A 7,652-nucleotide genomic window follows, 5' to 3' on the forward strand; every position below is an offset into this window, starting at 1 on the left:
CTTGCGGGAGAGGCAAACCAAAGTAGGCCGCATCAACCACGAGCCGCCGATCTGCCCCGAACCGTGTCAGCCAATTGCGGGCCGACTGACTAGACGGCCCGGGCGAGCTGCGCCGGCGCGGCCTCGGCCGAGTCCACGATCAGCCGGCCGAGCTCGCGCGCGCAGGGCAGGGTGGTGCCGGGCCGCCAGATCAGCGCGAACTCCACCTCCGGCAGCGGCGGCAGGCCGTGGCGGTGGTCGAGGATCTTCATCCCCGGCTCGATCTCGTCCCGGGCGATCATCGAGGCGGCCAGCCCCGCCAGCACCGCCGCCCGCAGCCCGTGCTGGTTGGCCGAGGTGAAGCCGACATGCCACTCGACGCCCGAGGCGGTGATGGCGTCGACCGCGATGGTGCGGCAGGGGCAGGGCGGCGGGGCGAGCGCCAGCGGCAGCGACGTGCCCGGCGCCCAGTCGAAGCTGTCGGCCGCGGCCCAGACGAACTGCGTCCGCTTCAGCACCGTGCCGCCGGTCTCTCCCGGCCGCGACATCACCACGGCGAGGTCGAGCTCGCCCGCCTCGACCTTGGCGCGGAGATCGAGGCAGACGCTGACCGCCACCTCCAACCGCACCTGGGGGTAATCGCGCGCGTAGCGGCGCAGCAGATGCGGCAGCCGGTCGCCGAGGAAATTCTCCGGCACGCCGAAGCGGACGACGCCGGACACCGAAGAGGGCAGGAAGCGCCGGGTCAGAGCCTCCTGCGCCTGCAGGATCTGCTCGGCATGACGCAGGAACTCCTGCCCGTCCTCGGTCAGCAGCAGCTTGCGCGTGGTCCGCTGCAGCAGCGGCCGGCCCACCTGCTCCTCCAGCCGGCGGATCTGGTGGCTGACGGCGGACTGGGTCAGGTGCAGCCGCTCGGCCGCACGGGTGAAGCCGCCGGCATCGTGGACGGCGACGAAGGCACGCAGCAGGGCGGGGTCGAAATCCATCCATCAAATATATGATGGCGGAAAATGGACGCCACAAAATTAATTCATTTCCATCATGAAAGCCGATTGACCAGATTCAGGTCCAGGCCCGATCGAGCCCCCACCGACACCCTCCGCGCCGGAACCGGTCGCGCAAGCTTCTGCGCGGCGGCGCGGCTGTCGCTTCGAGAGAAGGATCATGGCTCTGTCCCCCTCTGCCCGGAACATGGCCGCGCTGATCGGCGCCTGCCTGGCTGCGCTGATGTTCGGCCTCGAGATCTCCAGCGTGCCGGTGATCCTGCCGACGCTGGAGACGGCACTGCCCGCCGATTTCCGCGGGCTGCAATGGATCATGAACGCCTACACCATCGCCTGCACCACGGTGCTGATGGCCACCGGCACCCTGGCCGACCGCTACGGCCGCAAGCGCGTCTTCACCATTACCACGATCGCCTTCGGCGCCACGTCGCTGATGTGCGGCCTGGCCGATGACGTATCGGTGCTGATCGCCGCCCGCTTCCTGCAGGGCCTGGCCGGCGGCGCTATGCTGACCTGCGTGATCGCGATCATCTCGCACCAGTTCCAGGACGAGCGCGAGCGCGGCCGCGCCTTCTCCGCCTGGGGCGTGATCAGCGGCATCGGCCTCGGCTTCGGCCCGATCATCGGCGGGCTGATCGCCAGCTGGTCCAGCTGGCACTGGGTGTTCCTGATCCATGTGCCGCTGACCGTGCTGGCGCTGATCCCCTCCCTGATCGGCATCCGCGAATCGCGCGACCCGCACGCCCAGAGGCTGGACGTCGCCGGCATCGTCACCCTGACGCTGGCGGTGTTCGGCCTGGCCTTCCTGATCACCCAGGGGATGGAACTGGACCGAGTCCAGGCGATCGGCCTGGCCGTCCTGACCCTGGCCGCCTTCGCCGGCTTCCTGGTGGCGGAGCGGGTCAGCCCACATCCGATGTTCGATTTCTCGGTGTTCCGCATCCGCCGGTTCAGCGGCGCGATCATCGGCTGCATCGGCATGAACTGGTGCTATTGGCCGTTCATGATCTACCTGCCGATCTATTTCCAGGGCGGGCTGGGCCTCGACAGCCGGTCGGTCGGCTTCCTGCTGCTGGCCTACACCATCCCGTTCCTGGTGATGCCGCCGGTGGCCGACCGCCTGCTGCAGCGCGGCGGTCCGCGCCTGGTCATCCCGCTCGGCATGGCGGTGATGGGGACGGGCTTCCTGCTGATGCGGCTGGGCGCCGGGGTCGAGCAGGCCGGCTGGCTGACGGTGCTGCCCGGCACGCTGCTGGCCGGGATCGGGCTCGGCCTGACCAACACGCCGGTGACCAACACCACCACCGGCTCGGTCCCCGCCAACCGGGCCGGCATGGCGTCGGGCATCGACATCAGCGCCCGGCTGATCACGCTGGCGATCAACATCGCGGTGATGGGGCTGATCCTGGTGGAAGGCATCCGCTGGGCCTTGCCGGCCTCTGTATCCGGCGCCCTCGACGCGGCGCAGCAACAGGCCCTGGCGGCCTCCGTCGCCGCCGGCAACCTGGCCGCCCTGCCGCAGGCCTATCCGGCGCTGGCGGCGGCGGACCCGTCGGGGGCCGCCGTGCACGGCGCGCTGGTCGACGGCTTCGGCTGGGTGATGCTGTATGGCGGCATCGGCGCCTGGGTCCTGGCCGCGATCAGCTTCGCGATCTTCGGCCCGGCCCGGGCGTGCCGGGCGCGGACGGCGGAGGCGAGTGCCGCACGGCCGTAGCGGTGCCTCAGGCGCTGGGGAACCGCACGGCCAGCGCCTGTTCGGCAGCCGTCCAGGCCCGGACATGATGGCGGCGCAGCAGGAGGACACTCGCCGCGAAGGCCAGAATTGCGAGACCGGCGGCGACCGGCACCGGCACGCCGGCCGTCGCCTTCGCCAGCACGGCAGCGAAGACGCCGGCGATGGCGCTGTCGATCGTGCCCACCATGCCCGACGTGCTCATGAAGGACTGCCAGGTCGACGGGCTGAACGCCCGGTCAACCGACAGGGCAAGGTCGTCATCATGGGTGGAATGGATCAGGTATCGCCGCATGGACGGAGCCAGCTCGACGTAGTAGTGCCGGATCCGGGCCATGCCACGGGCATGCACCATGTCTTCGATGGCGACCTGCAGGGTGCGTACGAAGGTGACGAGGCCGATAAAGTAGAGGCAAGGAAGCAGAACCACGCTGAACAGCACGAACGGCCCGCCCATCTGCGTCACCTGGGCCACGAAGGCGAGGGCGATCGTCGCGCTCGATACCGAGGTCAGGAACAGATTCGCGCGCTGATTCGCCTCCTGAATCGTCGCGGCACGGGCGGTCTGCAGGACGAAGTGTTCGGTCGTCATGAGCTGCAGGATGTGCTGCCGGTCTTGGGCGTCGCTGAGCTCGATCATGGCGATCTCCTTCGACGGAACCTATGCTGCGGAAACAGATCGCGCCGGCCGTCCGGTCCCAGGCCGGGGAGCGGTGCTGCTTGCCTAGCCCAGCCGCCCCTCGCGCAGCGCCGCGACCAGCGCGTCGCAGCCGGCTTCGACCAGGTCCAGCACATGCTCGAAATCGGCGCTGCCGCCGTAATAGGGGTCGGGCACGTCCCGCCCCTCCAGCCCCGGCGCGAAATCGAGGAACAGGCCGATCCGGCCAGGCCCGGCCACGGCCAGGCGGCGCATCCGGTCGAGATGGCCGCGATCCATCGCCAGCAGCAGGTCGAAGCGGCGGAAATCCGCCCGCTCCAGCTTGCGGGCGCGCAGCGGCAGCAGGTCGTAGCCGCGCGCCGCGGCGGCCCGGATCGCCGGCGGATGCGGCGGCTCGCCGGCATGGAAGCCGTGGGTGCCGGCGCTGTCGACCGCGTGGTCCAGCCGCGCGGCCGCCAGCCTGGCCCGCATCACGCCCTCGGCGGTCGGCGAGCGGCAGATGTTGCCGGTGCAGACGAACAGGATGCGCATGCCGCCTGGATAGTCGCGGCGAGCCCAGGCGGCAAGAACGCTCCACATCGGCTAGACACGTCGGCTCTCCCGCTCGCCAAGCCTTTTTTAGGTTCCCAACACGTCATTGCGAGCGAAGCGAAGCAATCCAGGAGCCAATGCGAACCGGCCCCTGGATTGCTTCGTCGGCTTCGCCTCCTCGCAATGACGCGGAGGGCGACGTGCTGTAAAAAAGCTTCGCTGGCGGCGACGATTGTCGCAGCTTTTAGAGACCGATGTCCTTCATGCCCGCTTCGTTGTAGCGCGCGCCGGCGACGGCCTCCGGTGCGAACAGGACATCCAGCGACGCCACCTGCTCCGCCGTCAGCCGGATTGCGGCGGCCGCGGCGTTCTCGGCCAGATAGGCGCGGCGCTTGGTGCCCGGGATCGGCACGACGTTGCCGTGCTTGGCCAGCAGCCAGGCCAGCGCGACCTGGGCCGGCTTGGCGCCGAGGTCGAAGGCGAGATCCGCCAGCGCCTCGACCAGGCGGGTGTTCTGGGCTAGCGCCTCGTCGGCGAAGCGCGGATTGACGCGGCGGAAATCATCCGCGGCCAGGGTCGAGGTGTCGGTCACCGCGCCGGCCAGAAAGGCGCGGCCGAGCGGCGAATAGGCGACGAAGGTGGCGCCCAGGTCGCGGCAGGCCTCCAGCACGCCGTTGCGCTCCGCATCGCGGGTCCATAGCGAATACTCGCTCTGCACTGCCGCGATCGGGTGCACCGCATGGGCCCGGCGCAGCGTCTCGGCCGACACTTCGGACAGGCCGATCTGCCGCACCTTGCCGGCCTTCACCAGCTCCGCCATGGCGCCGACCGAGTCCTCGACCGACACGTCGGGGTTGCGGCGATGCATGTAGTAGAGGTCGATCACATCGGTGCCGAGGCGCTTCAGCGAGGCCTCGACCGCGGCGCGGATATAGGCCGGCGAGTTGTCGACCCGCCGCCCGGCGACGCCGGGCTCGCGCACGATGCCGAATTTGGTGGCCAGCACCACCCGGTCGCGCCGGCCCTTGAGGAAGCGGCCGACCAGCTCCTCATTATGGCCCGAGCCGTACATGTCGGCGGTGTCGAGGAAGTCGACGCCGTGCTCCAGCGCCGCGGCGAGGGTGTCGAGCGACTGCGCATCGTCGCGCGAGCCGTAGAATTCGGACATGCCCATGCAGCCGAGGCCGATGGCGGAGACGGTGGTGCCGTCCTGGCCGAGGGAGCGTCTGTCCATGATGGTTCTCCTGAGCGTTCGGGGCCGCCGGCCGCACTGACCGCCGCGGCACGCCAGGAGAATGGGGGTTGGGCGATCATGCGATAACCCGTAGATATGCGCATGAGCTGATGAGCGAGGTTCAGCAATGCTTCGCCCCGACCTCCCCGACCTGGCCGCCTTCGCCGCGGTGGCGCGGCACCGCAGCTTCCGCCGCGCGGCGGTCGAGCTGGCGCTGTCCGCCTCCGCCCTCAGCCACGCCATCCGCGGGCTGGAGGGGCGGCTGGGCGTGCGCCTGCTGAACCGCACCACCCGCAGCGTCACGCCGACCGAGGCGGGCGAGCGGCTGCTGGCCCGGCTGGAGCCCGCCTTCCGCGACATCGAGGGCGCCGTCGGGGAGATCGACCAGTTCCGCAGCCAGCCCGCCGGCTCGCTGCGGATCACCGCCTCGATCCCGGCGGCGGAGCTGAGCCTGGCGCCGATGGTGGCGCGGTTCCTGGGCGCCTATCCGGAGATCCGGCTGGAGGTTTCGGTCACCAGCGCCCTGGTCGACATCGTCGCCGGCGGCTTCGATGCCGGCGTGCGCCTCGGCGAGCAGCTGGAGCGCGACATGGTGGCGGTGCGCTTCGGCGGCGAGCAGCGGCTGGTCGTGGTCGCGGCCCCGTCCTATCTGGCGCGAAGGCCGCGGCCGGAAACGCCGCGCGACCTGACCGAGCATGCCTGCCTCGGCTACCGCTTCCCGAGCGGCGTCGTCTATGCGTGGGAGTTCGAGAAGGACGGCCGCGAGCTGACGGTCAGCCCGAACGGACCGCTGATCGTCAACAACGACCAGCGGCTCCTGATCCGGTCGGCGCTGGACGGCACCGGCCTGGCTTATGTGTTCGAGGGGATGGTCGCGGCGGAGCTGGCGGACGGGCGGCTGGTGCCGCTGCTGCTGGACTGGTCGCCGCCCTTCCCGGGCTTCTTCCTGTACTATCCGCGCCAGCGCCAGATGCCGGCGGCGCTGCGCGCCTTCATCGACTTCATCCGCGCGGACAACCTGGCCGTCAGTCGTTCACCGGAATCACCGCCCCCTGGTACCGCTCGCGGATGAACTTCGCCACCTCCGGCGAGGTCAGAACCTGCGCCAGCCGCTTGATCCGCGGGTCGTCCGCCAGCTTCGGCGTGGTCACCAGGATGTTGGCGTAGGGGTTGCCCTCCGCCTTCTCCAGCCCCAGCGCGTCCTTGGATGGGCTCAGCCCCGCTTCCAGCGCGTAGTTGCCGTTGATCACCGCCAGGTCGACATCGTCCAGCGCCCGCGGCAGCAGCGCCGCTTCGACCTCCTGCACCTTCAGGTGCTTCGGGTTCTCGGCGATGTCGTTCGGCGTCGCCAGCTGCTTGTCCGGCTCGGCGAAGCCGTCCTTCAGCCGGATCAGCTTCTGGTCCTGCAGCAGGTACAGGGCGCGGCTGAGATTGGTGACATTGTTCGGCACCGCCACCGTGCCGCCGTCCTTCACCTCGGCGAAGCTCTTCGCCTTGCGGGAATAGACGCCCAGCGGCTCGATATGCACGGTGGCGGCGACGGCGAAGGTTTGGCCCAGCGCCTGCTCCTGCGAGTGCAGATAGGGCAGGTGCTGGAAGTAGTTGGCGTCGACGTCGCCATGGGCCAGCAGCTCGTTCGGGTTCACCGCGGTCGACAGCTCGACGATGTCGAGCTTCAGGTCGGGCGCCTGGCTCTGCACGAAGGCCAGGATCTCGGCATGCGGCACGGCGTCGGCCGCGACCTTCAGCGGCGCGTCCTGCGCCAAAGCGGCGCCGGCGAAGGCGAGGGGCAAGGCGGCAGCGATCGCCGCCCGCGCCAGGCGGGCGGTCAGGGAACTCAGCATCTTCGGGATCCGTCAGGTCGAGGAGTGCGGCGTGTTCAGGAGGCGGCGGCCTGGGCCGCCAGGACATCGGCGTAGTGGCGCTGCGCCACATCGGGGTGCGAGCGCAGCCGGCCCTTCAGGTAGTTCGGGCCGACATCGTGGAACAGCGGGTTCTGCGGGTCGCTGGCCGGGCCGCGCGCCTCCGCCGCCAGGGCCGGCGGCAGCTCGAGCAGCGGCACGGTGGCGTCGAGGCGGGCGCCGAGGAAGAAGGCGACCGACAGCCGGTCGGTCCCAGCCGGCGGCGTGATCACCCGGTGCACCGTGGCACGGAGATAGCCGTTGGTCGCCAGCTCCAGCAGCTCGCCGATATTGACCACGAAGGTGCCCGGCACCGGCTCGGCGTCGATCCAGCGCCCGTCCTCGCCCTCGACCTGCAGGCCGCGCTGGGTGTCCTGCAGCAGCAGGGTGAGGAACCCGGAATCCTTGTGCGCGCCGACGCCCTGGCTGCTGCCGGTGGCCTCGCGGCCGGGATAGCGGATGATCTTGATGTGCTGGTTCGGCGTGTCGCCATAGATCGATTCCAGCGCGTCCTCCGGCTGGCCCAGCGCCGCGGCGAAGGCCTCGAGCAGGCGGATCGCCACCCGCGTCAGCTCCGCCTGCCAGCGCAGCAGCGTGGTGCGCAGCGCCGGCT

The 7,652-nt window shown here is 70.2% G+C and carries 8 protein-coding genes; 2 read left to right on the top strand and 6 right to left on the bottom strand.

Annotation, left to right across the window (positions count from 1 at the left end; genetic code table 11):
- Window positions 1-89: 89 nt before the first annotated feature.
- Window positions 90-965, bottom strand: a complete 876-nt coding sequence (locus P409_RS20300; RefSeq protein WP_034842590.1) for a LysR family transcriptional regulator — start codon at window positions 963-965, stop codon at window positions 90-92.
- A gap of 178 nt (window positions 966-1,143) precedes the next feature.
- Between P409_RS20300 and P409_RS20305 the strand changes: the two genes are divergently transcribed.
- The gene (locus P409_RS20305; RefSeq protein WP_034842595.1) at window positions 1,144-2,697 is read left to right on the top strand and encodes an MFS transporter; all 1,554 of its coding nucleotides are present in this window, start codon (window positions 1,144-1,146) and stop codon (window positions 2,695-2,697) included.
- 7 nt (window positions 2,698-2,704) lie between these two features.
- On the opposite strand, the gene P409_RS20310 is transcribed toward P409_RS20305, so the two are convergent.
- The 3 genes from P409_RS20310 to P409_RS20320 form a co-directional block, all read right to left on the bottom strand.
- Entirely contained in the window at window positions 2,705-3,355 is a 651-nt protein-coding gene (locus tag P409_RS20310) for a hypothetical protein (protein ID WP_034842599.1), read from the bottom strand.
- 84 nt (window positions 3,356-3,439) lie between these two features.
- Window positions 3,440-3,952 (bottom strand): low molecular weight protein-tyrosine-phosphatase, encoded by a 513-nt coding sequence (locus P409_RS20315; protein ID WP_052121019.1) that lies wholly within the window; start codon window positions 3,950-3,952, stop codon window positions 3,440-3,442.
- 196 nt (window positions 3,953-4,148) lie between these two features.
- Window positions 4,149-5,138 carry an aldo/keto reductase gene (locus tag P409_RS20320; RefSeq protein WP_034842604.1) on the bottom strand — a complete coding sequence of 330 codons (990 nt, stop codon included), beginning with the start codon at window positions 5,136-5,138 and terminating at the stop codon, window positions 4,149-4,151.
- A gap of 127 nt (window positions 5,139-5,265) precedes the next feature.
- Here P409_RS20320 and P409_RS20325 point away from each other — a divergent pair, with 127 nt between their 5' ends.
- The gene (locus P409_RS20325) at window positions 5,266-6,210 is read left to right on the top strand and encodes a LysR family transcriptional regulator (protein WP_052121021.1); all 945 of its coding nucleotides are present in this window, start codon (window positions 5,266-5,268) and stop codon (window positions 6,208-6,210) included.
- Here the strand turns inward: P409_RS20325 and P409_RS20330 are convergent.
- Together P409_RS20330 and P409_RS20335 are read right to left on the bottom strand one after the other, a co-directional pair.
- On the bottom strand, window positions 6,164-6,982 hold the full coding sequence (locus P409_RS20330) for a MetQ/NlpA family ABC transporter substrate-binding protein (protein ID WP_034842608.1): 819 nt from the start codon (window positions 6,980-6,982) through the stop codon (window positions 6,164-6,166). The genes P409_RS20325 and P409_RS20330 overlap by 47 nt on opposite strands.
- A gap of 35 nt (window positions 6,983-7,017) precedes the next feature.
- Window positions 7,018-7,652 (bottom strand): isopenicillin N synthase family dioxygenase (locus P409_RS20335; RefSeq protein WP_034842613.1); only part of this gene is annotated, 635 nt, incomplete at its 5' end.

Source organism: Inquilinus limosus MP06, from assembly GCF_000767795.1.
GTDB lineage: Bacteria > Pseudomonadota > Alphaproteobacteria > DSM-16000 > Inquilinaceae > Inquilinus > Inquilinus limosus_E.